At 69.6% G+C, this 24,930-nt stretch carries 16 protein-coding genes; 6 read left to right on the top strand and 10 right to left on the bottom strand.

Translation table 11 applies throughout. The features are described from left to right. Positions 1-504 precede the first annotated feature (504 nt). Positions 505-912 carry a DUF3597 domain-containing protein gene (locus tag ACS5Q7_RS09650; RefSeq protein WP_478339112.1) on the top strand — a complete coding sequence of 136 codons (408 nt, stop codon included), beginning with the start codon at positions 505-507 and terminating at the stop codon, positions 910-912. A gap of 50 nt (positions 913-962) precedes the next feature. Here ACS5Q7_RS09650 and ACS5Q7_RS09645 read toward each other — a convergent pair whose 3' ends face one another. Together ACS5Q7_RS09645 and ACS5Q7_RS09640 are read right to left on the bottom strand one after the other, a co-directional pair. Continuing rightward, the gene (locus ACS5Q7_RS09645; protein ID WP_478339111.1) at positions 963-2,093 is read right to left on the bottom strand and encodes a polyamine ABC transporter substrate-binding protein; all 1,131 of its coding nucleotides are present in this window, start codon (positions 2,091-2,093) and stop codon (positions 963-965) included. A 2-nt stretch (positions 2,094-2,095) separates the two neighbouring features. Continuing rightward, entirely contained in the window at positions 2,096-2,452 is a 357-nt protein-coding gene (locus tag ACS5Q7_RS09640; protein ID WP_478339110.1) for a RidA family protein, read from the bottom strand. A 213-nt stretch (positions 2,453-2,665) separates the two neighbouring features. Here ACS5Q7_RS09640 and ACS5Q7_RS09635 point away from each other — a divergent pair, with 213 nt between their 5' ends. Beyond that, the gene (locus tag ACS5Q7_RS09635) at positions 2,666-2,929 is read left to right on the top strand and encodes a GlsB/YeaQ/YmgE family stress response membrane protein (protein WP_478339109.1); all 264 of its coding nucleotides are present in this window, start codon (positions 2,666-2,668) and stop codon (positions 2,927-2,929) included. 55 nt (positions 2,930-2,984) lie between these two features. Here the strand turns inward: ACS5Q7_RS09635 and ACS5Q7_RS09630 are convergent, their stop codons facing one another. From ACS5Q7_RS09630 to rpsO, 3 genes are all read right to left on the bottom strand, one after another. Beyond that, entirely contained in the window at positions 2,985-3,206 is a 222-nt protein-coding gene (locus ACS5Q7_RS09630; protein WP_478339108.1) for a YgaP-like transmembrane domain, read from the bottom strand. A 175-nt stretch (positions 3,207-3,381) separates the two neighbouring features. After that, positions 3,382-5,616: a polyribonucleotide nucleotidyltransferase gene (gene pnp / locus ACS5Q7_RS09625; RefSeq protein WP_478339107.1), complete on the bottom strand. Its 2,235-nt coding sequence runs from the start codon at positions 5,614-5,616 to the stop codon at positions 3,382-3,384. A gap of 199 nt (positions 5,617-5,815) precedes the next feature. Next, on the bottom strand, positions 5,816-6,085 hold the full coding sequence (rpsO, locus tag ACS5Q7_RS09620) for a 30S ribosomal protein S15 (RefSeq protein ID WP_478339106.1): 270 nt from the start codon (positions 6,083-6,085) through the stop codon (positions 5,816-5,818). Positions 6,086-6,394: 309 nt separating this feature from the next. Here rpsO and ACS5Q7_RS09615 point away from each other — a divergent pair, with 309 nt between their 5' ends. Beyond that, the gene (locus ACS5Q7_RS09615; protein WP_478339105.1) at positions 6,395-7,771 is read left to right on the top strand and encodes an APC family permease; all 1,377 of its coding nucleotides are present in this window, start codon (positions 6,395-6,397) and stop codon (positions 7,769-7,771) included. A gap of 143 nt (positions 7,772-7,914) precedes the next feature. Further along, positions 7,915-8,934 carry an SMP-30/gluconolactonase/LRE family protein gene (locus tag ACS5Q7_RS09610; RefSeq protein WP_478339104.1) on the top strand — a complete coding sequence of 340 codons (1,020 nt, stop codon included), beginning with the start codon at positions 7,915-7,917 and terminating at the stop codon, positions 8,932-8,934. A gap of 8 nt (positions 8,935-8,942) precedes the next feature. Here the strand turns inward: ACS5Q7_RS09610 and ACS5Q7_RS09605 are convergent, their stop codons facing one another. Beyond that, on the bottom strand, positions 8,943-9,797 hold the full coding sequence (locus tag ACS5Q7_RS09605) for a formyltransferase family protein (protein ID WP_478339103.1): 855 nt from the start codon (positions 9,795-9,797) through the stop codon (positions 8,943-8,945). After that, positions 9,794-10,552 (bottom strand): SDR family NAD(P)-dependent oxidoreductase, encoded by a 759-nt coding sequence (locus ACS5Q7_RS09600; protein ID WP_478339102.1) that lies wholly within the window; start codon positions 10,550-10,552, stop codon positions 9,794-9,796. Before ACS5Q7_RS09600 ends, ACS5Q7_RS09605 begins: the two co-directional genes overlap by 4 nt. 266 nt (positions 10,553-10,818) lie before the next feature. Between ACS5Q7_RS09600 and ACS5Q7_RS09595 the strand changes: the two genes are divergently transcribed. Continuing rightward, positions 10,819-12,810, top strand: coding sequence for a capsular polysaccharide biosynthesis protein (locus tag ACS5Q7_RS09595; RefSeq protein WP_478339101.1), 1,992 nt, complete (start codon positions 10,819-10,821; stop codon positions 12,808-12,810). A gap of 11 nt (positions 12,811-12,821) precedes the next feature. Here the strand turns inward: ACS5Q7_RS09595 and ACS5Q7_RS09590 are convergent, their stop codons facing one another. Continuing rightward, the gene (locus ACS5Q7_RS09590; RefSeq protein ID WP_478339100.1) at positions 12,822-14,168 is read right to left on the bottom strand and encodes a capsule biosynthesis protein; all 1,347 of its coding nucleotides are present in this window, start codon (positions 14,166-14,168) and stop codon (positions 12,822-12,824) included. A gap of 384 nt (positions 14,169-14,552) precedes the next feature. Here ACS5Q7_RS09590 and ACS5Q7_RS09585 point away from each other — a divergent pair, with 384 nt between their 5' ends. Continuing rightward, positions 14,553-15,737: a polysaccharide biosynthesis/export family protein gene (locus tag ACS5Q7_RS09585; protein WP_478339099.1), complete on the top strand. Its 1,185-nt coding sequence runs from the start codon at positions 14,553-14,555 to the stop codon at positions 15,735-15,737. Between the two features lie 70 nt (positions 15,738-15,807). On the opposite strand, the gene ACS5Q7_RS09580 is transcribed toward ACS5Q7_RS09585, so the two are convergent. Both ACS5Q7_RS09580 and ACS5Q7_RS09575 read right to left on the bottom strand, forming a co-directional pair. Continuing rightward, a complete protein-coding gene (locus tag ACS5Q7_RS09580) occupies positions 15,808-17,172 on the bottom strand; it encodes an aminotransferase class I/II-fold pyridoxal phosphate-dependent enzyme (RefSeq protein WP_478339098.1) in 1,365 nt (454 codons plus the stop codon). Further along, entirely contained in the window at positions 17,169-24,608 is a 7,440-nt protein-coding gene (locus tag ACS5Q7_RS09575) for an SDR family NAD(P)-dependent oxidoreductase (RefSeq protein WP_478339097.1), read from the bottom strand. Before ACS5Q7_RS09575 ends, ACS5Q7_RS09580 begins: the two co-directional genes overlap by 4 nt. Positions 24,609-24,930: the final 322 nt, after the last annotated feature.

The raw sequence follows: 24,930 nt of genomic DNA, 5'->3' as shown, positions 1-24,930 counted from the left end.
GTCTCCGCCGGGCGGAACGCAGTGTTTTACTGCCATCCCGCCGAATTCGACCGCATCTCCTCGCAAAAACGATCATGAGATGTGACGACAGGCCCAATACAGGCAACGATAGTATTGGCGCATGCAGATCGTGATTGAAATTATTTCATCGCATGAATATTGCGTATAAGTGCGCGACTTGCCCAAATGTGTCTTCGCACGATGTGAGTCCGCACTTATGGATGCGGTGTGTTGTCAGCTCCGGTAATAGAAGCTCTCCTGATCGTGATCTGCCTCGGAAGCCTTCTGAGCGGCGTGGTTTTGGCCGCCTTGTCCGTGAAGGATCCCGCGCGGGCCGACTTTCTCGAGCGGTGGAGTGGAATCTGCCTGATCGTCGGGCTCTGCCTGCTGGGGATGAGCCTACGTATTTCGCGCTGATGCGGTCATCGGCGGAACGTCACAGCGATGCGACATGTTGTCGATGCGCTGTGCCGCGGAGGGTGCAGCGCAGGACGGAGTAGACCCATGAGCCTTCTCGGCAACATCGTCAGCAAGATCCTCCACCCGTTCGGCGGTGGTGAAGCGGAGGCGGCCCCCTCGGCCACGACGTCGAGTTCCGGCCAGACCAGCACGCCAGCTCCCACCGGCAGCGCGGGCGGCGGCGGCGGTGGCGAGCCGGTGGATGTCGAGGCCGTGCTCACCGGCATGGCGGAGAAGAACCCGCAGAAGCTCGACTGGCGCCACTCGATCGTGGACCTGATGAAGCTTCTGAACCTCGATTCGGGCCTCGCGTCGCGCAAGCAGCTCGCCGACGAGCTGCACTACACCGGCGACAAGGAGGATTCGGCCTCCATGAACATCTGGCTGCACAAGCAGGTGATGCAGAAGCTCGCCGAGAACGGCGGCAAGGTGCCGGACGACCTGAAGCACTAGTCGGCTCGGACCCCTCCCGTGATCCAAGGATCACGGGAGGGCGCCTTCGCTCACCGCCCCGTGCGGACCCGCGTCCAGAGGCGGGTGATGAAGCGCTGGGTGCGTTCGTCCCAGGCGGTGTTGACCGAGAGGCGCTGCATCGTGGCCTCGTCCGGGTAGATGCCCGGGTTGTTGAGGATCTCCGGCTTCACATGCGCCTTCGCCGCGAGGTTGCCGCTCGCGTAGGACACGAAGTTCGTGTTGGCCGCCGCCACCTCCGGCCGCATCATGTAATCGAGGAAAGCCAGGGCCTCGTCCGGGTGCGGCGCGTCCTTCGGGATGGCGAAGGAATCGAACCACATCAGCGATCCCTCCTTGGGGACCACGTAGGCGACGTCGACGCCGTTATTGGCCTCGTCCGCCCGCTTCTTGGCCTGCAGCACATCGCCCGAATAGCCGACCGCCATGCAGATGTCGCCGTTGGCCAGCGCCTGGATGTATTCCGACGAGTGGAATTTCCGCACGCTGCCGCGCACCTTGTACAGGGCGTCGGTGACGAGGGTCATGTCATCCCAGCGCTTACTGTCGGCCTTGGCGCCGAAGAAGGGCAGCATGCTCGGGATCAGGTCCTCGGGGCTGTCGAGCATCATCAGCCCGCATTCCTTCAGCTTGGCGGCCGAGGACGGGTTGAGCACGACGCCCCACGAATTGACCGGCACGTTCGGCCCGAGCTTCTCCCGGACCAGGGCGACGTTGTAGCCGATGCCGGTGGTGCCCCACATGTAGTCGATGGCGTAGACGTTGCCGGGGTCGTAGCCCGCGAGCCGGCTCATGATGTCCGGCCACAGGTTGCCGAGGTTCTTCAGCTTCGCCTTGTCGAGGGGCCGGAAGGCGCCCGCGCGGATCAGACGCTGGAGATACGGCCCCGACGGCACGACAATGTCGTAGCCCGAGCGGCCGGCGAGCAGCCGCGTCTCCAGGATCTCGTTGTTGTCGTAGGTGTCGTAGACGACCTTGATGCCCGTCTCCCGGGTGAAGGCATCGAGCACCTGCGGGTCGATATAGTCGGACCAGTTGTAGATGTTCACGACCTTCTCGTTCGCCGGGCGCGCGGCGCCGGCGAACAGGGCGGTGCCGAGCGCCGCCGCGAGGCAGGCGCCGAGGGCGGCGAGCCGCCCCCGCCTCGGAAGACGGAGCGCCACGCTCAAGGAGCCCGCGCGGCGACGATGACGATCTCGACGAGGTATTCCGGCGCGGCGAGCTTCGCCTCGACGGTGGCGCGGGTCGGCGGGTTTTCCTTGGACACCCACGCATCCCAGGCGGCGTTCATCTCGGCGAAGTGCGAGATGTCGGCGAGGTAGATCGTGGCCGTCAGGAGCTTTTCCTTGTCGGTGCCGGCGGCGGCCAACAGGCGGTCGATCTGCTCCAGGATGTTCTGGGTCTGCGCGGTGACGCCCCGGCCGACCGGCTCGTCGGCCACCTGCCCGGCGAGGTAGACGGTATCGCCATACACAACGCCCTGGGACATGCGCGCCCCGGGCTCGATCCGCCTGATTGCCATCCGCTCTCTCCGTGATCCTGATCGACACGCCGGACGCCCGTCCGGCGGCGGCGTATCTGCCGCCGAGGATGGCTTGGCGTAAAGGGCGCGCGCGGTCACCAGTGTCGCAGACGGGAACCGCGAAAAAAATCCGCGCCGGGAGGACGAGTCGGGGCAACCGGTTGGAAAATCCAAACGTTCAGAGGGCGTCAGTGGCCCAAAGCGGGGAGAGACATGGGCATTCTCTGGACCATCATCATCGGTTTCCTGGCGGGAGTCGTCGCCAAGTTCATCATGCCGGGGCCGAACGAGCCTGCCGGTTTCATTCTGACCACGATTCTCGGCATCGTCGGTGCCTTCGTCGCGACCTTCATCGGTCAGGCGGTCGGCTGGTACGGCCCGAACCAGGGCGCGGGCTTCATCGGCGCCATCGTCGGCGCGGTGATCGTGCTGGCGATCTACGGCTTCGTCGCCAGCCGTCGCACCACCACTTACTGAAACCCCGCCGCAGCGGGCCAAGGGAAAGGGGCGCCCTCGGGCGCCCCTTTCTCGTTTAGAACTCGTTCGCCATCGACTTCAGGGCACAATGCCCGGTGGCACCACGCATGGCGAGGCCGACACCGACCACGAGGGCCGCGAGGCTCAACCACTTGTTGGGGCGCGGCTGGGCCGCCGCCGCCGCGATGCCGAGGCCGAGGGCCACGGACACCGCCCGTTCCGTGGTGCTCAGGTTCGGCTCGCCGCTGAAGATGTCGTGGATCATGTCGTTGGCCATCAGGCTCCTCCGCTTCCAATCGCGGGGCGAACGCCGGGCGCCGGAGGGCGTTCCCGCCATCAGGCATCCCCCCGTCATCGCGAGCGTGGCGGATGACGGGAGCAGGCAAAAAAGAAGCGCGGCCCCCGAGGGGACCGCGCTTCGTCGTCACGTCAGATCGTGAGAGGAGGGGCGATTACTCGCCCGCCTCGCGGCGGCGCTCGCCACGGTGGCTGCGGCCACCCTCGCGACCGCCCTCGCGGCCCTCGCGGGGCTCACGCGGCTCGTCGCCACGCTCGGAATCGCGCTGCGCCTTGATCTTGTCGGTGATGTCCTCGCCGGTCTCCTGATCCACGACCTTCATCGACAGGCGGATCTTGCCGCGGTCGTCCTGACCGAGGAACTTTACCTTCACCTTGTCGCCTTCCTTGACGACATCCGTCACCTTGGCGACCCGCTGGGCGGCAAGTTCCGAGATGTGGACCAAGCCGTCCTTGGCGCCGAAGAAGTTCACGAAGGCGCCGAACTCCATGCACTTCACGATCGTGCCGTCGTAGATCGTGCCGGCCTCGGGCTCCGCGACGATGGAGCGGATCCAGTTATAGGCCGCCTTGATCGCCTTGCCGTCGGCAGAGGCGATCTTCACGATGCCGGTATCCTCGATGTTGATCTTGGCGCCGGTCTTCTCGACGATCTCGCGGATCACCTTGCCGCCGGTGCCGATCACGTCGCGGATCTTGTCCGTCGGGATCTGCATCGTCTCGATGCGCGGCGCGTACTCGCCGAGCTCGGGGCGGGCGGCGGTCAGGGCCTTCGCCATCTCGGCGAGGATGTGGGCACGTCCGTCCCGCGCCTGGTCGAGGGCGACCCGCATGATCTCCTCGGTGATGCCGGCGATCTTGATGTCCATCTGGAGCGAGGTCACGCCCTCGTCCGTGCCGGCCACCTTGAAGTCCATGTCGCCGAGGTGATCCTCGTCGCCCAGGATGTCCGACAGGACCGCGAAGCGCTCACCCTCGAGGATGAGGCCCATGGCGATGCCGGCCACCGGACGGCGCAGCGGCACGCCCGCATCCATCAGCGACAGCGAGCCGCCGCAGACCGAGGCCATCGAGGACGAGCCGTTCGACTCGGTGATCTCGGACACGACGCGGATCGTGTACGGGAACTCGTGAGCCGGCGGCAGAACCGGACGGATGGCGCGCCACGCCAGCTTGCCGTGGCCGATCTCGCGACGGCCCGGCGAGCCCATGCGGCCCGTCTCACCCACCGAATAGGGAGGGAAGTTGTAGTGGAGCAGGAAGCGCTCCTTGTAGGTGCCTTCCAGCGCGTCGATGAACTGCTCGTCCTCGCCGGTGCCCAGCGTCGCGACCACGAGGGCCTGCGTCTCGCCACGGGTGAACAGGGACGAACCGTGGGCGCGGGGCAGCACGCCGACCTCGGAGAGGATCGGGCGCACGGTCTTCACGTCACGACCGTCGATGCGCGAGCCGGTGTCGAGGATGTTCCAGCGGACCACCTTCGACTGGGCCTCCTTGAAGGCGGCCTTGACCTTCTCGGCCGGGAACTTCTCCGCGCCTTCGGCGCAGAGGGCGGCCATGACCTTGGCCTTCACCTCATCGACGGCGGCGTAGCGCTCCTGCTTAACCGTCTTGGTGTAGGCGGCGCGCAGTTCGGCCTCGCAGACCTCGAGGACGGCCTGCTCGACATCGGCGTTCTCGGGGGCGTGGAAGTCGCGCGGCTCCTTGGCGGCCTTCTCGGCGAGGCGGATGATCGCCTCGATGACCGGCTGGAAGTGCTTGTGGCCGAACATCACGGCGCCGAGCATCACGTCTTCCGAGAGCTCCTTGGCCTCGGACTCGACCATCAGCACGGCATCCTGGGTGCCGGCGACGACGAGATCGAGGGAGGATTCCTCCTTGGTCTCGGTGACGAGCGGGTTCAGCTTGTAGCCGCCGTTGACGTATCCCACGCGGGCCGCGCCGATCGGGCCCATGAACGGCACGCCCGAGAGGGTCAGCGCCGCCGAGGCCGCCACCATGGCGACGATGTCGGGATCGTTCTCCAGGTCGTGGGTCAGCACCGTGACCGTGACCTGCGTGTCGTTGCGCCAGCCCTCGACGAAGAGGGGGCGGATCGGACGGTCGATGAGGCGGGAGACCAGCGTCTCCTTCTCGGAGGGACGGCCTTCGCGCTTGAAGTAGCCGCCCGGGATACGGCCGGCGGCGTAGGCGCGCTCCTGGTAGTTCACGGTGAGGGGGAGGAAGTCGATGCCGGCCTTCGGCTCCTTCGCGCCGACGACGCAGGCGAGCACCGATGTCTCGCCGTAGGTGGCGACGACGGCGCCGTCCGCCTGACGGGCCACCTTGCCCGTCTCGAGGACGAGCTTGCGGTCGCCCCACATCAGCTCTTCGCGTTGTACGTCGAACATGGTCTGTCTGTCCTTGCCTTCATGCGGCGGGCTTCGCCCGGCACGGCGGGGGCAAGACGACGGGGGGCTTCACGAAGCCCCCGGCGATCCTGCCCCGCTCTCGTGCGATGGGGCGGCCCGTGCGGCCTGCCCGAGCCCCATGCCCGGACCTGCCAAAGTCGAACGCGGCCCCGGAACCCGGAAGCCGCGTCGGTTGAGATTAGCGGCGGATGCCGAGCTTCTCGATGAGCGAGCGGTAGCGCGGCTCATCCTTGCGCTTCAGGTAGTCGAGAAGCGAACGGCGCTGGGACACCAGCTTCAGGAGGCCCCGGCGGGAATGGTTGTCCTTGCCGTGGGTCTTGAAGTGCTGGGTCAGGTTGGAAATCCGCTCGGAGAGGATGGCCACCTGCACCTCGGGGGAGCCGGTATCCTTCGCATCCGTGCGGTGCTGCTTGATGAGCGCGGTCTTGCGCTCTGCCGTGATCGACATCGCGTACCTTTCGGGTGTTTCTTAACGGTGGAGCGCCCTGCGGGGCGCCTTGAGCCTGCGGACCGGCCTGAGCCGGGATGTCGTCCAGCACGGTCTGCCGCAAGCGGTTCAAGCCCCGCCCGGTCAACCGGGTCGAGGCTATGGGATCCATACACGAAACCGGCGCGGATGCCACCCCCGGCGGGTTCGCGCCCGGTACGTGGTCCGTTCCCCCGCCGTATTTACGGACGCCGCGAAACTGTCCGAACGCGGAGCGGCTCGAAACTTGCGCAAACGGCTGCGCGCGCAAGTTGAAGCACGATGCCCCCAGTGGACTCTCCCGCGAATTCCCATCCCACCCTCGCCCGCGCCCTCACCGCGCCGGGGCTCGTCTGCATCGGCCTCGGCGGGACCATCGGCGCGGGCATCTTCGTCCTCACCGGCACGGCGGCCGCGCACTATGCCGGGCCGGCGCTGATCCTGTCCTTCCTGATCGGCGGGCTCGTCAGCGGGCTGGTGGGACTGTGCTACGCCGAACTCGCGGCGATGATCCCGGAGGCCGGCTCCACCTACGCCTATACCCGCGTGAGCCTCGGCCTGCTGCCGGCCTGGATCGTCGGCTGGGACCTCGTGCTCGAATTCGCCTTCGCGGCGGCGACCGTCGCCTCCGGCTGGTCGGGCTACGCGCAATCGCTGCTCGCGGATTTCGGCCTGCGCCTGCCGGCCGCGCTCGCCGCCGCGCCTGGGGCGGGCGGCACTATCGACCTGCCCGCCGTGATCGTCGTCCTGGCGTTGACCGTCCTGCTGACGCGGGGGGTGCGCGGGGCCTCCGGCGTCAACGCCGCTTTGGTGGCCCTGAAGGTGGCGATCATCCTGGCCTTCGTCGGCATCGGCGCCGCCCATCTCAGGCCCGAACTCTGGCACCCGTTCGTGCCCGCGAATGCCGGCGCGTTCGGCGAGTTCGGGACGAGCGGGATCTTCCGAGGCGCGGCGGTGGTGTTCTTCGCCTTCATCGGCTTCGAGACCGTCTCGACGGCGGCGGGCGAGTGCCGCGACCCCCAATCCGATGCGCCGAAGGGGCTGATCGGCTCGCTCGTCGTGAGCACGCTGCTCTACGTCGCGGTGGCCGCCGTGCTCACCGGGCTCGTGCCGTATCGCGAACTCGGCGTGCCGGACCCGATTGCGAAGGCGGTCGATTCCATCGGCCATCCCGGCTTCGCGCTGTTCGTGAAGCTCGGCGCCCTCGTCGGACTGACCACCTCTACGCTCACCGCCCTCTACGGGCAGGGCCGGATCTTCTACGCGATGGCCCGCGATCGCCTGCTGCCCGGAATCTTCGCCCGCATCCACACGGAGACCCGCGCCCCCGCCAACGGCCAGATGACCATCGGCCTCTGCACCGCCGCCGTGGCGGGGCTGGTGCCCATCGACGTGCTGGGCGAACTCGTGAGCATCGGCACGCTGCTGGCCTTCGGCCTCGTCTGCGCCAGCGTGCCGATCCTGCGCCGCCTCCAGCCGGACCGCCACCGGCCCTTCCGCGTCCCGGCCGCCGACCTCGTCGCGGCCCTCGGGCTCCTCGCCTGCGCGGCCTTGATGGTCTCCCTGCCGGCCGAGACGTGGCTGCGCCTCGCCGCCTGGACCGGCCTGGGCCTTGCGATCTTCTACGGGTACGGGCGCAGGCGCGCACGCTCCGCTGGTGGCGCCTGAAGCGATTGTTGCGGGCGACGCATCGATTGATCCAAATTTGACGTTGGACAGCCCCGCGCAGCCGTCCCACCGATGAGGCGCAACGACGACCCGCCGCGCTCGCGAACGAGCCACGAGACGGGCCGCGTCATCGGAGGAACGTCATGTCGGAGATCGTGAATCGCAGGCTCGTGCTGACGGGGGCCGCTGCGGCGGGGGCCGTCCTGGCCACGGCGCGGAGTGCAAGGGCGGCCTGGGAGCCGTCGCAGCGCCTGCCCGACCCGGCGGTGGAAGTCCTCGATCCCAGCTTCGCGAAGTACCGGCTGGGGCTGGCTGCGATCGAGCGGATCGCCACCGGCCTGCGCTGGGCCGAGGGACCCGTCTGGTTCGGCGACATGGACATGCTGCTGTTCAGCGACGTGACCAACGACCGGATCATGCGCTGGGAGGCCGGCACCGGCCGCCTGTCGGTCTTCCGCCAATCCTCGTCCTTCGCCAACGGCAACACCCGCGACCGCGAGGGCCGTCTGCTGACGTGCCAGCACCAGACCCGCAGCGTCACGCGCACCGAGCACGACGGCAGCCTGACCACCCTGCTCGACCGCTTCGACGGCAAGCCGCTGAACTCGCCCAACGACATCGTCTGCAAGTCGGACGGATCGGTATGGTTCACCGATCCGGCCTTCGGGCCGAACCCCTACGAGCGGATGGCGGCCCCGGAGCTGCCGGGGAACGTCTACCGGATCGATCCCGCGACGGGACGCGCCACGGTGGCGGTGGCCGGCATCAACGGCCCGAACGGGCTCGCCTTCTCCCCCGACGAGTCGAAGCTCTACGTCATCGAGGCCCGCGCCGAGCCGAACCGGCTGATCCGCGTCTACGACGTGGTCGACGGCGGCCGGGCGACGGCGAACGGCCGCGTCTTCTTCGATTGCGGAAAGGGAACGGCCGACGGGTTCCGCGTCGATGCCGACGGCAACCTCTGGTGCGGCTGGGGGATGGGCGAGGCCGAGGACGGCGTCGTGATCATCTCACCGCAGGGCAAGATGATCGGCCGCATCCGCCTCCCCGAACGCTGCGCCAACCTCTGCTTCGGCGGGCGGGGCCGGAACCGGCTGCTGATGACCTCCACCCACTCCGTCTACGCCCTCTATGTCGGCGTGCAGGGGGCGGTGGCCTGCTGAGGCACGCCCTACCGCAGCGACAGCTTCGCCGCCGCCGCGAGATCGGCCGCATCGGTGAGCCTCAGTCCCCTGCGCTTGAGGCTCGCCAGCATCGCCCGGTCGGGGAAGGGGCAATAGGGCAGGACGTCCGCCATCCGCCCCTCGGGCAGGGCGCCGGTCGCCGTCACCGTGTCGAGCAGCCGGTCGAGCATGGCGCGGCCGTGCTGGTGGAGCAGGATCGCGGCGCGGGTCGCCGTGACGTCGGCGGGCATCCGCACCGCCTCCTGTTCGAGGATCGCCCCGGCATCAATGGCGGCGGCGAGCCGGTGCAGGGTCATGCCGAACGCATCCGGCCCCTCCGCGAGGGCGTGGATGGTCGGCACCGGGCCGCGATGGCGGGGCAGCAGGCCGGGATGGCCGTTGATCCCGCCGAGCCGCGCCAGGGCGATGGTCTCGGGCTTCAGGATCTGATCGAAATGGTAGGTGAGGATCAGGTCCGGCGCGGCCTCGCGGAGGGCGCGGTGCATTTCCGCCCCATTCACGTCATCGACCTTCACGCTGCGGATGCCCATCCGGCGGCAGAGTGTCGCGAGCGGCGTCGTCTCCGGCATCTCGGTACTGCCGGCGGCGGCCTGGGTGAGGGGGGCGAGCGGGCGCAGCAGGTCGGGCAGGCCGAAATTCACCGCGAGATAGGGCAGGATCCCGGCGCCCGAGCGGCCGAGATGGCGGCGCAGCTGCCCCGTCAGGCCGCCGCCCGACGGCCGCTCCGCGTTGGACAGCCCGACGAGGACGATCTCATGCCCGCGATCCGCCACGAGGCGCCGCACGGTCCGGGCATTGGGCAGGGCTTCGAGGACGAGGAGCGCGATCCGCAAAGCCGTCACCGCTGGTTGAACTTGAACGCGGACAAGCTGACCCGCCGCACCCATTCGGGCAGCAGCAGCACGCAGCGGGCCAGAACCGCCAGCGGCAGGGGGAAGGACACCACGTCCCGGTCCTTCGCGAGGCCCTTGGCGATGATCGCGGCGGCCTGCTCGGCGCTCATCTCCAGGGGGCGCCAGCCCTTCAGGTCGCTGCCCATGGGCGTCTTCACGTAGCCCGGCGTCACCACGCTGATGCGCACGCCGAGCGGCCAGACCTTCTGGCGCAGGGCGAGGCCGTGGGCGATCAGCGCCGCCTTGGCACCGCTGTAGGTCGGCGCGTCGGCGAGCGGCGCATAGGCCGCGAGCGACGACATCAGCGCGATCTGGCCCCGGCCCCGGGCGAGCATCAGGGTCAGCGTCGGCAGCATCACGTTGAGCGAGCCGGTGTAATTGATGTCGGCGGTCTCGAAGGCCATCTCCTCGGTCTCGACCCGGCCTTCCTTGCCGCCGCCGTTGATGGCCGCGTTGACCACCACGAGATCGAGGGGCGAGCGGGCATCGACCTCGGTGAGGAGCCGGCGGATCGCCGCCCGATCACGGGTATCGCCGCGCGCCACCTCGGCCTCGGCGCCCTTGGCGCGGCAATCCCGCGCCACGGCTTCGAGGCGCGGCTCGTTGCGGGCGACCAGGATCAGCCGGATTCCAGGGGCGGCGTAATGGCGGGCGAGGGCGGCGCCGATGCCGCTCGAGGCCCCCGTGATCAGTATCGTCCTCACCGGGCGCCGCCCGGCCTGCCGCTGGTCGTTCCCGTGATGATCCTGCCCGCCATGATCCCCGCCTTGCCTCTCCGGTGCGCGGCCCCGTCCCGTCTCGCTTGACGCTGTCGAGACGATGTGGAAGGCCGCGCGCCGTCGCGGGCCTCGTAGAGTGCTCCCCGCCGAAGGGGAAGCCATTTCGGGCTGGACCTTTGCGGTGCTATGCCCAAACCCTCGCCTTCCGGGCCGTTATCCACGTCGGCGGGTGCGGCTCAACGGTTCCGGAGATGGATGATTCTCGGATGGAAGGTGGCAAGCTCAAGCGCCTGTGGCCCCGGACGCTCTCGGAGATCGAGATGCCCGGGGGCCGCTCGGTGCGGCGCCTCGGTAGCGAACCGGTCTCCCGCCGGGTCGGCCATGCCGACCGCTGGGACGAAGGCTTCCTGCGCCTGCCCGGCGCGCGCACGCAGCGCCCCCTGAGCTCCATCGTCGACGGGCTCGGCATCTACTACGACGCCACGGCCCGCAGCGAACTGGAGATCATCCTCCAAGAGGGCGGCTGGGAGAGCGACGAGATCCTCGCCCGCGCCGAGGCCGGCATCGACCTCTTGCGCAAGGCGCGGCTGAGCCTCGACAACGATCCCCGCCGCGCGGACCTGTCCACCTTGCTCGAAGGGCGGGATACGACGCGGCCCCTCGTGGTGATCGTGGATCAGGTCCAGAAGGACCCGACGATCGGCTTCGGGCTCGCCAGCGAGACGGGCTTCTCCACCATGCTCGCGGCGGCCGCCGCCGAGCACCCGGAGGCCGACCGCGTCGTCGTGATGGACCCCGCCGCGCGGCCGGGCACGATGGGGCATCTCGACCGGGCGGCTATCGAGGCCTCCGGCGCGCGGGCCATCTACGAGCCGGTGGAGGCGTGGTCGGTGATCGCGGCCGCCGCGCGGCTCTACGTGGTCACGAGCCATGTCGGCTTCGAAGCGGCGCTGGCCGGGCGTCCCGTGACCTGCTTCGGCGTGCCGTTCTACGCCGGCTGGGGCTTCACCGACGACCGCCTGGATCCGACCCGCCGCAGCCGCAACCGCACCCCGGCGGAAGTCTTCGCGGCGGTCTACCTGATCTGCTCGCGCTACTTCGAGCCCTATGGCGGCGAGACCTGCCGGTTCGAGGAGGCGGCGGCGATCCTGCGTCTCATCGTCGAGGAGCAGCGCGCCAACGCCGCCCGCACCCTCTGCATCGGTTTCGCCGCGTGGAAGCGGCGCTGGCTGTCGCGGGCCCTGGCCTCGCCGGGGCGGATCCCCGCCATCGCCGCCCCCCGTCACGAGCCGAAGCCCGCCGAGATCGCCCGCTATGAGCGCGTCGTCGCCTGGGCGAGCCGGGTACCGGACAGCCTCGGCGCCGCCTGCCGCGAGGCCGGCGTGCCGCTCCTTCGGATGGAGGATGGGTTCATCCGCTCCATCGGCCTCGGCGTGGCCCTGCGCCCTGGCGCCTCGCACGTGATCGACGCCACGGGCATCTATTACGACGCCACCGGCCCGAGCGACCTGGAGCGGATGCTGGAGGAGGGGGGCTTCCCCGCCGACGTGCTGGAGCGCGCCAAGCGCCTGCGCGCCGAGATCGTGGAGGCCAAGCTCAGCAAGTACAATGTCGGCACCGCGCCGATGCCGGCCATGCCGAAGCCCGGCCGGGTCGTGCTCGTGGCCGGCCAGGTCGAGAACGACGCCTCGATCAGGCTCTGCGGCGCCACGGTCAACCGCAATGCCGAGCTGTTGAAGCTCGCCCGGCGACGCCATCCCGACGCGGTGATCGCCTTCAAGCCGCACCCGGACGTGGAAGCGGGCCTGAGGCCCGGCTGGGTGCCGCCGGAGGAGGTGTCGGCCCACGCGGACATCGTCCTGCGCGACGTGTCGGCGGCCGATGCCATCGACGCCGCCGACCATGTCGAGACGATCTCATCGCTGATCGGGTTCGAGGCGCTGCTGCGCGGCCGCACCGTCACGACCCACGGCCTGCCCTTCTATGCCGGCTGGGGCCTCACCGAGAGCCCGGCCTGCCCGCGGCGGACCCGGCGCATCACCCTCGACGAGCTGGTCGCGGGGGCGCTCATCGTCTACCCGCATTACGTCGATCCGCGCACGGGCCTGCCCTGTCCGCCGGAGGTGATCATCCAGCGCCTGTCCGAGGGCGATGTCGGCCTGACGCGGCGCGAGCCGACCGTCGAGGCGGCCATGAAGCAGGTCTGGTCCCTGGCCTCCCGCCACCTGCTGCGGCGGCGGTAGACGAGGCGGCTTCAGACGTTCTGGAAGCCGAAGCCGTGCTCCGGCACGGGCTGCTTCTCCGGCGCGGCGGCGTTGCGCCGGGCGCGGGAGCGCATTTCGAGCCACGCGCCCTCGGTGAGGTCGAGGCGCGAGGCCGTCGCCTGCACGGCGGCGGCGAGACCTTCCTTGGCGTAGTACACGCCGCGGATCTGGATATGCCCAACGATGGCCCGGACGAAGGCGTGCCAGAGCTCCTGGCGCGGCGGCTTGGCCTCGGTCCAGAACCGGTCGAGCGGACCTTGGAAGGTCAGTCCCTCGATATCGTAGACCGCCGTGCCGAGAGTGATCGTCGGCACCGCGACGCGCATCGCCCAGAGGCCGACCGTGCTGTTGACCGTGATGCAGCCCTTCGAGGCTTCGAGCATCACGGCGAGGTTGCCGCCATCCACGAAGTCCACCCGGCCCGAGACGCCGTGCTTGGCCGCCGAGCGGCGGACGATCCGCGCCCAGTTGCGAAGGCCCGGATCGAGCGGGTGGGCCTTGATGACGAGGCGCGTGTCGGCCGGCGCGTTCTTGGCGAAGGAGGCGACCACCGTGTGGATCGGCGCCTTGAAGTCGAAGAACGGCGAATAGGCCCGCAGCTGGAAATCGTTCTCCATCTGCAAGGGCAGCACGTAATAGGGGGCCTTCTCCGCCTTCAGCTTCGCGACGAAGCGGTCGACCTTCGGGGAGGTGAACTTGGCGCGCAGGATGTGCAATCCGGTGCCGAGATAGACGAGCGCCGGGTGGTAGAGCTGGTGCGACCGGTAGAACGGGTAGAGGAACCACAGCCAGTTGGTGAGCATGTGGTAGGCGATGTCCCACAGCACCTGGGTCTTGAAGCTGTCGGTGTAGCGCGTCTCGAGATCCGGCTCGGGCAGGCCCTCGGCCAGCGTCATCACCGCCTCGGGATCGCGCGGGAAGCAGCTGTCGCCCGACATGCCGTCGCGCTCGAGCGTGATCCAGTCCGGCCTGAGGTAGCCGAAATCCGTCACGGTGACGTTCAGGTTGCGGGCCTTGGCCGCCGCGATCGCCACCTTGTGGTAGAAACGCTGCTCGCCGAGGAGCATCAGGTCGGTCACGCCCTCGCGGTCGATCAGGTCGGCGATGAAGGCGGGCCAGTTCTCCCGGCGGCCCCGGTAGTTCACGGCGCCCGGACGGCGCCAGAACAGCCAGTCGCCGAAGCAGAGGTTCACCCGCAGGCAGCGGTGGCCGCGCGCCTCGAGCTCGTCCGCCGTATCCGCGAAATAGGGAGTGACCGGCCCCTGCAGGAACAGGAACACCTGGCGCCCGCCCTGCCGGGGGGCGGCCTTGGCCGGGGAGCCGCGTTCGTTGCTCATGTCACCGCCGCTGCGACCCGTGCCGCGCATGCCGTTGCCGGCATCGTCATGCGTCCGGAAGGCTACAGGGCCGGGGGCGGGGATCAATGCCATGAAAGCCACACTTTCCGATCGTGCACCGTCGGAGCAGGGCCGGCGCTCCGTCGCGCCGAACGCCGCCGCATTCTCTGATCCCCTCCTGCCGATGAAAAGGCGGCAGCATCATGGTCGCAGGCGAGCGTGACGGTGTGTAAGGGGCCGATGTTGCGCAGATGGCACGCCATCGCGCACCGAAAGATGCGATCCTCGAACCGGCCTCAATTCACCGTTAAGCTGATGGCAGTCCTTCAGCCCCCTTATGGGGCGGCGGGCCGCGTCGACGGGCCCGGCACAGCGGATTTCTGAATGATGCGTTTGGGCAACCTTGCCGTCTCGTCGGCCTGCATCGCCACGCTGGCGATGTCGGGCTGCACGCTCCTGCCCGCGGCGGGTCCGACGGCCAACGCGATCCAGGCGGGGGCCGAGGTGCCGGATGCCGGCGGCGGCCTGCTCGCCCGCTACGAGATCATCGACGTCACCCCCGCCGTCATCGAGGCCCTGCGCGGACGCCCGCTCGACAGCCTGCTCGCCTCCTTCGGCGATCACCGCCCCTCCGCCGAGCCCGTCATCGGCATCGGCGACATGGTTGCCGTCTCGATCTGGGAAGCCGGCTCCGGCGGCCTGTTCTCCGGCCCCCTCGTCGCCGATCGCTTCTCCGCCGGCTCCAAATCCGCCCTCATCCCCGAGCAGCCGGTCGGGCGCGACGGCGCCATCTCCGTCCCCTATGCCGGGCGCATCTCCGTCGCCGGCCGCCGCCCGCAGGACGTGCAGGCGCTCATCGAGAACGAACTCGCCGGCAAGGCCATCCAGCCGCAGGTGCTCGTCTCGGTCACCAAGCCGATCTCGCAGACCGTCACCGTGACCGGCGAGGCCGTGGCCGGCGCCCGCCTGCCGCTCACCGGCCACGGCGACCGCCTGCTCGACGTGCTGGCCGCCGCCGGCGGCGTGCGCTCGCCGGTGTCGGAGACCTTCGTGCGGCTGTCGCGCGGCCCCGTGACGGCGACGGTGCCGCTGACGACGGTGGTGTCGAACCCCAGAGAGAACATCTACCTGCGGCCCAACGACGTGCTGACGCTGGTGCGCGACCCGCAGACCTTCCTGGCGGTGGGCGCGCTGGGCAACTCCACCGAACTGCCGTTCCAGGCGGACGGGATCACCCTGGCGCAGGCGCTCGCCAAGGCGCGGGGCCTGTCGGACTTCCAGGCCGACCCGGCGGGGACGTTCATCTTCCGGTTCGAGCCGGCGGCGATCGTGCGGCGCCTGGCTCCGGGCTCGAAGCTGACGGGCACGCCGCTGGTGCCGGTGGTGTACCGGATCGACATGCGCGACCCCAACAGCCTGTTCACCGCGCAGGCGTTCCGGATGCGCAACCGCGATCTGGTCTACGTGTCGAACGCGCCGTTCACCGAGGTCCAGAAGGTGCTGGGCGTCCTGTCCACCGTCACGGGGCCTGTGGCCTCCGCCGCAGCCGTGTACAGCTACTCGCGATAAGGCGAGCCCGAACGCAAAAGGCCGCGGACCTCACGGTCCGCGGCCTTTGTCATGTCCGGTCGAATGCCAGTCAGCGCTTGGCGAGAAGCTGCTCGATGAGCGAGCCGCCCTTGTCGATGGCGGCGATCTCCTCGGCCACGGCATTCACCGTGTCGGTGATCTGCTCCGGCGTGTGCTCGGAGGTCAGGAAGAAGCGCAGGCGCGAGCCCCGCTCCGGCACGGCCGGGTGGATGATCGGCTGCACGTTGATGCCGCGCTTGAACAGCCGGTCCGACAAAGTGACGGCCTTGAGCGAGTCACCGACGATCACCGGGATCACCGCGAGGCCGAGGCTGGTCCCCGTATCGAGGCCGAGCTTGCGCGCGGTCGCGAGGAACAGGTTGCCGTTGCGGCGCAGGCGCTCGACGCGCTCCGGCTCAGCCTGCATCACCTCCAGCGCGGCCTCGGCGGCCGCCGCGATCGGCGGCGACATGCCCACGCTGTAGACGAAGCCGCCGGCCGAGTGCTTCAGGTATTCGATCAGCGCGATCGGGCCGCAGATGTAGCCGCCGCAGCCCGAGAGGGTCTTCGACAGGGTGCCCATCCAGATGTCGACCTCCTTCGGGTCGACACCGCAATGCTCGAACAGGCCCGCGCCCGTGCGGCCGGTGACGCCGAGGCCGTGAGCCTCGTCCACCATCAGCCACGCATCGTAGCGCTTCTTAAGGGCGACGAAGCCGGCGAGATCCGGCGCGTCGCCATCCATGCTGTAGAGGCCCTCGATCACGATCAGCGCCCGGCGGTGCTCGTGGCGCGTCGCCTGGAGCACATTCTCCAGGGCTTCGAGATCGTTATGGGCAAAGGAGCGGCGCTGCGCCCCGGAGAGCTGCACGCCCGTGACGATGCTGTTGTGCGAGAGCGCATCGTGGAACACCACGTCGCCGGCTTCGAGCAGGGCGCCGATGGTCGTGACGTTGGTGGCGTGCCCGCTCACCATCACCACGCAACCCTCGGTGCGGTAATGGGCGGCGAGCGCCTGTTCGAGGCTGATGTGGCCCGGACGCTCCCCCGCCACCACGCGGCTCGCGGAGGCCGAGGTGCCGTAGGCTTCGATGGCCTCACGGGCGGCGCCGCTGACCTTCGGGTGTCCGTTCAGCCCGAGATAATCGTAGGACGAGAAGTTGGTGAAGGTCTTCTGGTCGATCCGCGTCGTGGCGCCGGCCTTGGCGTCGTGAACGCGGAAGAACGGGTTGCCGAGGCCGATCAATTCGGCGGCCGAGCGCTGCAACTTCAGCTCGCGGTAGCCCGGCAGGTTCTCGAAGTTCTGCGCCGCGCTCGTGCGCGACGCTTCAGGCGCCTTGGCCTGGGCGGGCCGGGGTGTCGCGCGCCCGAGGCGGTTCGTCACGAAGCCGGCCAGGGCCGCACGCCCGCCATCGGGCCGCGCAGATTGCGTCATCGCTGAGTCTCTTTGCTCTCGTTCTCGCGCGCCTCGATCAGGTCGCGCAGCGGTGCCATGACACTCGCGCTCACCTCACCGCCGATATGCTTGGCCATGAGGCTCATCGCGACGCCTGCCGTGTCGTCCATGGGCGCGGAAACCGCCTGAATTAAGGACTCCGACAGTTCGTTGACTGTCATTCCCGCCGAAAGACCCGCAGGCGGCGATTCGAGGCCGAAGCGCTCCTGAAGGCTCGCGCCGAGCTCGACGCCCATCAGCGAGTCGAGGCCGATCTCCGAGAGTTGACGCACGCGGCTGATGTCGTCCTTCGGCAGGCGCAGGATGCGGGCGATGTCGTCCACGATCGCGTCGGACACGGTCTTGCGCACCGTGTCGATGTCGGAGCCCTTGAGCAGGGCCGCGATATTGATCGTCTGGACCGCGCCGGCCTCCGCCTGCTGGTCGGATCCGAGTTCGGCGTAGCTCGGGGAGCGCATCGTGGCGAGCCGCTCGCGCGCCTTGCCCCAATGCATCGCCGCGATGGCGATCACCGCCTCGTCCGACGCGCCGCCCTGGCTCGACAGCGACTCGGCCATCAGGTCGAGGCAGCGGCGGGCCTCCATCGGCGTCACGCCGACGCGACCGGCCAGGGTCTCCATCACGGCCTTGTTGCGGGCGAGCATGCCCACATCGCCGATGGCACCCCAGGCCACAGCCAGAGCCGGAAGGCCCCGGCGGCGGCGCTGGCGCGCGAGGCCTTCCATGAAGCCGTTGGCGGCCACATAGGAGCCCTGGCCCGGATTGCCGATGAAGGTCGTGGCCGAAGAGAACATCACGAAGTAGTCGAGCGCCCGGTCGCGGGTGGCCGCGTCGAGGTGCTGGGCGCCGATCACCTTCGGGCCGATCACCGCGTCGAGGGCCGCGACATCCAGGTTGGCGATCAGGCCGTCCTGCAGCACCGCCGCCGCATGGATCACGCCGGCGAGCTTGGCGCCGCCGCGCTCGATCTCCGCGAGCATCCGGTCCACCGCCGAGCGGCTGGTGATGTCGACCGCCTTGGCCTCGACCTTGACGCCGCGCTCCGTCAGCTCGGCGAGGAGCGCCTTGGCCTCGTCCGTCGTTGCGCCCTTGCGGCCGGAGAGGACGATGTGCCGGGCGCCGCGATCCGCGAGCCAGCGCGCCGCCTCCAGGCCGAAGCCGCCGAGACCGCCGGTGACGAGATGCACGCCCTCGCCCGAGACGGTGAAGGGCTTGGCGACATCCTTGAGGACCGTGCCGGCCTTGGGCGGGCTGATCACGATCTTCCCGATATGCCCCGATTGCTGCATCAGCCGGAACGCGTCCGAGGTCTCGGCCGCCGTGAAGGGCTGGTAGGGCAGGGGCTTCAGGCCGCCGTCGTTGAACAGGGCCATCACCTCGCGGAACATCCGCGCGCCGTCGTCGCCCTGGTGCTGGATCACCTGATCGAGATCGACGCCGAAATAGCTGAGGTTCCGCCGGAACGGCCGCAGGCCGATATGGGTGTTGGCGACATAATCGCGCTTGCCCAGTTCCACGAAGCGCCCGAAGGGCCGGAGCGCGTTCAGCGAGCGCTCCATCGCCTCGCCGAACAGGCTGTTCAGCACGATGTCGACGCCCTCACCGGTGATCGCCCGCACGTCGTCCACGAAGGCGAGCGAGCGGGAATCGAGGACATGCTCGGCGCCGAGCGCCTTCACCAGGGCGCGCTTCTCGCGGGAGCCCGCCGTCGCGATGACGCGCGCACCCTTGAGCTTGGCGATCTGAAGCGCGGCGAGGCCGACGCCGCCCGCGCCGCCATGGACCAGCACCCACTCGCCGCGCCGCATCCGGGCGCAGGAGACGAGGGCGTAATAGGCGGTGAGGAAGGCCACCGGCACCGTGGCCGCCGCCATCGGATCGACGCCCTGCGGCATCGGCGCGACGACGAGGTCGGGCACCACGATGTGCGTGGAGAAGCCGGACTGGGCGAAGGCGACGACGGCGTCGCCGACCTTGAAGCCCTTCACGCCCGGCCCGACCGCCGTGACGCGGCCGGCGCATTCGAGGCCCAGGCGCGGGCCGGCGAAGCCGTCCTCCAGGATCTCTTCCGGGAGCATCGAGAGCGCCCAGAGAACGTCGCGGAAGTTGAGGCCGGTCGCCTCGACGGCGATCTCGAGCTCGCCGCGACCGGGCGCGACCCGCTCGGCGGGCCCCCACACCATCTCGTTGAGGCCGCCCGTGTTGCTGCGCTCCAGCCGCGCCGCCGGGGCAGGCACGTTGTCGGCCGGGTCGCGATGGCGCGGCCGGCCGGCATGGAAGCGAACGACCTGCGTGCTCTCGTCGTCCAGCACGATCTCGGTTTCCGGCGTGCCGGAGAGGATGAGGTCGCGCAGGCGCTCCGAGGCGCGCTTCGAGGACATCTCGGGCGAGAGGTCGATGCGGCGGATGTCGAGGTTCGGCACCTCGTTCGCCAGGGTGCGGGTGAAGGCCCACACGCCGGATTCGACGTTCGTGGTCTGGCCGCCGCGATCGCGGGTGGCGCCGGGGGCCACGACCCAGAGGCAGGTCTGGCGGGCGCCGAGATGTTCGACGCACCGCTTCAGGCTCATGCAGCGGTCGCGCAGGCGCTCGGCCGCCTCGCCGCCCCGGGTGAAGGCGCCGGCGAGGAAGACCACCGTGTCCGGCGTCTCCTTCTCCAGCTCCATCAGAGACGTCTCGGAATCGAGGATGATCGAGACGTGGACGCCGCCCGCGACGAGCAGCGTCGCGAGGGAGGAGGCGGTTTCGGCGGCGAAATCGTCGTCCGAGCCGATGATGAAGGCGAAGCTCTGCGCGGCGGCCGGAACCGGCCGGGCCGGAGCCTCGGCCACGAGGAGCAGATCGTCGCCGTTGCCGGAAACCGCCCGATCAACGGAGACCGAGACGAGGCCCGCCGCACTCAAGGTGCGCTGCCAGCCGCCGACATCGTCGAGCCGGCCCACGGGCAGGCCGCCCATGCCGTCCTCGAACCAATCGGGCGTGAGGCCGAACACGAGGTCGCGGAACAGGGAGATGCCCGGCTCCACGGCGACCATCAGGCCGCCGGTCGCCAATGCGGCCGACAGGTCGGCGACGAGGCCACGCTCGCCCCGGTGCAGGCTGCCCGCCCCGACGATGAGGTCGAACCCGCCGGCCGGAAGCTCCTCGGCGGTCTCGACCAGGGTCGCGGCGCGGCCGAAGGAGAGACGCGCCCGCTCGGCGAGCCGCCGGTCGGTCTCGAAGATGGTGAAGCGGGCCTCGGCCGTGGTGGCGAAGGCGGCGGCCTGGGCCGAGAGGGGGCCGTAGCCCACCTGCAGCACCCGCAGCGCGCGCTCCTTCGGCAGTTGCCCGAGGGCGCCGTCGAGGAGTGAGGCCAGGGCGTTGGCCGAATGGCGGGACGTGGCCGAGCGCAGGACGAAGGCATCCACCGCGCTCTGCGGCAGGTGCGGCACGTCGCCGATATCGCCCGCGAGAATGCGGTCCACTGTGGCGCCGACATCGGCAATCAGCACCAATTCGGCCGAGAGGTCGGGATGGTCCGCCGCGATCCAGCGCATGATCTCGTCGGGGGCGGGCAGGGCCGAACCGTCGCCGAGGCGCCACACGTCGTTCTCGTGCTCGGCGAGGCCGCTGCTCTCGAGTGCATAAAGGGCGTTGACCAGCCACGGGCGCATCGCCGCCGGCAGGCGACGATCGGTGAGCGAGACCGTGCCCGACGGCGAGAGGCCCTTGGCTAGGCGGAAGGCCAGGGACGTCGCCCAGCCTTCCAGAAGAAGGTGCCCCGGCGACAGGGTGGCGTCGGCCGGGCCCTTCACCTTCTCAGTCAGCGGGCGCACGCGCGCGGCCACGCTCGGGCGGCGCTCCATCGGGATCGCCGTCGGCTCGGTGGCGAGTTCGGCCACCTGCGAGATCGCGTAGGCCGCGAGTTCGTCGCCGCCCTTGGTCCGAAGGGCCTGGAAGCGGCCTTCGCGGATCGTGGCGATGACTTCGCCCTCGGCATCGAGCAGGGTGAAGTCGGCGAGGATGGAGCGCTCGTTGGCGCGCCGGGTGCGGATCACCGACCGGGCGATGACGGCGCCCGGCCGCACGAGGCGGATCTCGCCGAACCGCACCGGGATGTAGGCCTTGCCCGCCCCGTCGCCGAGGAGGTCGGCGAAGAGCAGGATCAGGCCGTGGAAGCAGGCATCGAGGCGCGAGGGCACCAGCGCGAAGCGCGGATCCGCCTCGGCCGGCTTGAGGTCGGCGACGATGGTCGCCTCATCGAGGCGCGCCGCCATGGCGACCTGCCGGAAGCTCGGGCCGAAGCCGAGCCCCGCCGCCTCGGCGCGGCCGTAGAGTGCCTCGCCGGAGAGGACATGCTCGCCCGCGCTGTCGAAATCGAACCCGTCGAGGTCCGGCTTGCGCGGGGCCGAGAACTCGCCCTCGACGATCTTAGCCTGGGCGTGCAGCTGCCAGGGCGTCTGGGTCAGGCGCGGACGGCTCAGCACCTGAATGCCGTTGCCGGATCCCGAGAGGCGCACCATCACCTCGCGCAGGGCATCCTCCGCGAAGATCATCGGCGCGACGATCTCGAACTCGGAGAGCACCACGGAGTCGTCGCGCAGGGCGGTCTGAGCGGCCGAAAGGGCCATCTCCACGAAGCCCGCGCCGGGCATGATCACCTGCCCCTCGACGCGGTGATCGCCCAGCTCGGGCACCGTGTCGGGATCGACGTAGCCGTGCCATTCCAGCCCGTCCGTCTCCGTGCGGGAGCCGATCAGCGGGTGGTAGGGCCGGGGGCTCAGGGCGCCGACGCTTTCGGTCGTGTCGTGCAGGCGGAAGGGGCGGCGCTGCCAGGGATAGGTCGGCAGGCGCACGTCGCCGCGCGGCGCGGAGCCGAACAGCTTGTCCTCGTCGACGGCGGCGCCCAGCACCAGCGCCGCGTTCACCGCCTTGGCGATGGGATCGCTGCCGGCGGCCTTGCGGTGCATGACGCCGACCGTGGCGATCTCGATGCCCAGCGGCTCCACCGCGTCGCCGACATGCGACATGAGGGTCGCGCGCGGGCCGACTTCCACGAACACGCGGGCGCCCCGGCGGGTCGCCTCCTGCACGGCGTCGCTGAAGCGCACCGGCTCGCGGATGTTGCGCCACCAATAGGTCGGCCCGACGGTCGAGCCGTCGAGGGCGGTGCCGGTCACGGTGGACATCATCGTCGTGCCGCCCGCCTGCGGGCGCAGGCCCGCGAGGTCGCGCAGCAGCGGCTTCTCGGTGGGGTCCATCAGCCTTCCGTGGAAGGCGTAGGCGAGGTCGAGCTTGCGGCCCCGGCGGCGCTTGCGCGACAGCGCCTTGAGCGCGGCGTCGATGTCGGCCACGGGGCCGGCGACCGTTACGGCCTTGGGGCTGTTGGTCGCCGCGAGGTCGAGGCTCGGGAAATCCTTGAGGAAGGCCGGAACCTCCTCCACCGGCATCAGCAGCACCGCCATGGTGCCCTGGCCGTGCGTCGTCTCCTGATGGTGGCTGCGGTAGAAGATGACCTTGACCGCGTCTTCCAGCGTCAGGATGCCCGCCGCTTCCGCCGCCGCGATCTCGCCGACGCTGTGGCCGAGCACGTAGCTCGGCATCAGGCCCTTGGCCCGCAGGGAGGCGGTCGAAGCGCTTTCGATGGCGAAGATCAGCGGCTGCGAGACGCTGGTGAGGACGAGACGCTCGTCGAGGTCGTCGGCGTAGAGGGCGTCCTTCAGCGACCAGTCGGCGTAGGTCTGGAACAGGCGGTCGATCCTGTCGAAGGTCTCCCGGAAGGCCGCGTTCCGCTCGTAGGCCTCGCGGCCCATGCCGGCCCACTGGCTGCCGTTGCCGGAATAGACGAAGGCCACCTCGGCGGCGCGGTCCACGGCGGTGCCGGTGAGGGCCACCTCGGAATCCTCGCCCTCGCCGACAGCGCGCAGCGCCGCCGCCACGTCGGTCGTGTCGTCGAGCGAGACGGCGAGGCGCGCGGGCATCCGCTCACGGCGATGGGCGATGGCGGCGGCGACGTCGGCCACCACCTCCGGCTCGGCCTCGAACCGCTCGGCGTAGTCGAGGGCCAGTTCGTTGAGGGCGGCGCGGCTCTGCGCCGAGATCATCAGCACCTGCGGCGCGCGGGCCGCGTCGGCGGAGGCGGCCGGAACCGGGTCGGCGTCGGTGATGACGACGTGGGCGTTGGTGCCGCCGAAGCCGAAGGAGTTCACGCCCGCGAAGCGCTGGCGGCTGCCACGGGTGATCGGCAGGCCCTGGCGCACCACCTGGAGGTTCAGGTCGCCGAAGGGGATATCGGGGTTCAACTCGGCCGCGTGCAGCGAGGGCGGCACGAGGTTGTGCTCGAGGGCGAGCGTCGCCTTCATCAGGCCCGCGAGGCCCGAGACCGGCTCGGTGTGGCCGATATTGGTCTTGATCGAACCGATCGGCAGCGGCGCACTGCGACCCTTGCCGAGCTTGGTGCCGATGGCCGACGCCTCGATCGGGTCGCCGACCGGCGTGCCGGTGCCGTGCGCCTCCATGAAGGCGAGGTCGTCGACGGCGATCTCGGCGTCGCGATAGACCTGCTCCAGCAGCGCAGCCTGGGCATAGCCCGAGGGGAGGGAGATGCCGGTGGTGCGCCCGTCCGAGTTCACGCCGGAGGCCGCCACGACCGCACGCACGGTGGAGCCCGCGCGCCGCGCCGCCTCGGCCGAGCGCAGCACCATCACCACGCCGCCCTCGGAGCGCACGTAGCCGTCGGCGTTCTTCGAGAAGGCCTGGCACAGGCCGGTGCGCGAAAGCATCTGCGCGGCGGAGAAGCAGATGAAGTTGAACGGGCTCGCGAGCACATTCACGCCCGCCACCACCGCCGTGTCGATCCGGCCGGAGCGGATCGCCTGCACGGCGTTGTCGAAGGCGACCAGGGAGGACGAGCAGGCGGTGTCGACCGTGAAGCTCGGACCCTTCAGGTCGTAGATGTAGGAAATGCGGTTCGAGAGGATCGAGAGCGTGTTGCCAGTCGCCGTATAGGCGTCGCCCGACGGCGCATCCATGATGCGCAAATTACCGTGATCGAGCGACGAGGCGCCGACGAAGACGCCGATATGGCTTCCCGCGACGTCGGATGGCCGCAGGCCGGCATCCTCCAGGGCTTCCCAGGTCAGCTCCAGCAGCATGCGCTGCTGCGGATCCATCTGCTCGGCTTCGCGCGGCGAAATGCCGAACACGGTGGGGTCGAACGACCACACGTCATCGAGCGCGCCTGCCGCGAAGGTGTAGCTCTTGCCGCGCTCGTGGGCGCGGGGATGCAGGAACCGTTCGAGCGAGAAACGATCGGAAGGGAGTGTGCCGACCGCGCAGCGGCCCTCTGAAAGCAGCTGCCACAGGCCCTCGACGCTAGGCGCCCCGGGAAGTCGGCAGGCGCGTCCGACGATCGCGATGTCTGTGCGTTGTGTCACGTTCGGTTCGCGGGCGCTCGTGAAGGTAAGGTGGCTCGGCTCTCGACGAGTGAGGACCATCTGGTCCCTTAGTATGGCGTCAATGCGGTGTCCAACCTTGGCCCTGCCTAGGACTTCGACCTAGAGGGAATTTGCGCCGTGATGTGACATGTATTCATCAGCGCTATCCACAATGGCTGCCCCATAAAAGCCAATTTCGAATCCAGGGCATGAGCCTCGTGATGATTGATTGATCATCCGAAGGCCGCCGTGCACTGCTTGGAAGCATTGTGCTGCGACAGTCTAGCCTATCGCACGCGGCCAATCCCGGGCGGGCCGACTA

The sequence above is a fragment of the Methylobacterium sp. Gmos3 genome, assembly GCF_056430985.1.
This window is presented reverse-complemented; position numbering and strand designations above follow the sequence as displayed.

What these genes read in the sequence shown, in the direction of transcription:
- ACS5Q7_RS09590 (WP_478339100.1), bottom strand. Translation starts at nt 14,168, where the DNA reads ATGAGCAACGAACGCGGCTCCCCGGCCAAGGCCGCCCCCCGGCAGGGC.
- ACS5Q7_RS09650 (WP_478339112.1), top strand. Translation starts at nt 505, where the DNA reads ATGAGCCTTCTCGGCAACATCGTCAGCAAGATCCTCCACCCGTTCGGC.
- ACS5Q7_RS09585 (WP_478339099.1), top strand. Translation starts at nt 14,553, where the DNA reads ATGATGCGTTTGGGCAACCTTGCCGTCTCGTCGGCCTGCATCGCCACG.
- ACS5Q7_RS09580 (WP_478339098.1), bottom strand. Translation starts at nt 17,172, where the DNA reads ATGACGCAATCTGCGCGGCCCGATGGCGGGCGTGCGGCCCTGGCCGGC.
- ACS5Q7_RS09595 (WP_478339101.1), top strand. Translation starts at nt 10,819, where the DNA reads ATGGATGATTCTCGGATGGAAGGTGGCAAGCTCAAGCGCCTGTGGCCC.
- rpsO (WP_478339106.1), bottom strand. Translation starts at nt 6,085, where the DNA reads ATGTCGATCACGGCAGAGCGCAAGACCGCGCTCATCAAGCAGCACCGC.
- ACS5Q7_RS09610 (WP_478339104.1), top strand. Translation starts at nt 7,915, where the DNA reads ATGTCGGAGATCGTGAATCGCAGGCTCGTGCTGACGGGGGCCGCTGCG.
- pnp (WP_478339107.1), bottom strand. Translation starts at nt 5,616, where the DNA reads ATGTTCGACGTACAACGCGAAGAGCTGATGTGGGGCGACCGCAAGCTC.
- ACS5Q7_RS09635 (WP_478339109.1), top strand. Translation starts at nt 2,666, where the DNA reads ATGGGCATTCTCTGGACCATCATCATCGGTTTCCTGGCGGGAGTCGTC.
- ACS5Q7_RS09630 (WP_478339108.1), bottom strand. Translation starts at nt 3,206, where the DNA reads ATGGCCAACGACATGATCCACGACATCTTCAGCGGCGAGCCGAACCTG.
- ACS5Q7_RS09640 (WP_478339110.1), bottom strand. Translation starts at nt 2,452, where the DNA reads ATGGCAATCAGGCGGATCGAGCCCGGGGCGCGCATGTCCCAGGGCGTT.